Raw genomic sequence first — 281 nt, forward strand, 5'->3', positions numbered from 1 at the left:
ACATTCGGGGGCGGCGCGCCGACGGGCGCATCCAGATACCGGCCAGCGCGCAGGCTCTGCACATCGTCATGACTGGCCAACGACACCATGCTGCCGACGTGAGGGCTCGCCGCGCTCACCACATCGCCGGCCATGCGGTAATTGGTCACGTGGCAGCCGGGCTGCGGCGTGCCATCGGTCAGCCCCCTCGCGCCGTAAGCGTTGTAGGTGGAGCCAGCCAGGCCGTATTTGGCCGCTTCGATCTGCGCCAGCGCGCCGCCGAGGGAGTGGCCGGCGACGGT

Annotated in this window: 1 pseudogene; it reads right to left on the reverse strand. The window is 70.1% G+C overall.

Annotated features, from left to right (window positions below):
* Window positions 1-281 (reverse strand): annotated as a pseudogene (locus XalbCFBP2523_RS16100) (hypothetical protein); the annotation flags it as partial.

Origin of the sequence: Xanthomonas albilineans, from assembly GCF_002939705.1 — a bacterium.
Taxonomy (GTDB): Bacteria; Pseudomonadota; Gammaproteobacteria; order Xanthomonadales; family Xanthomonadaceae; genus Xanthomonas_A; species Xanthomonas_A albilineans.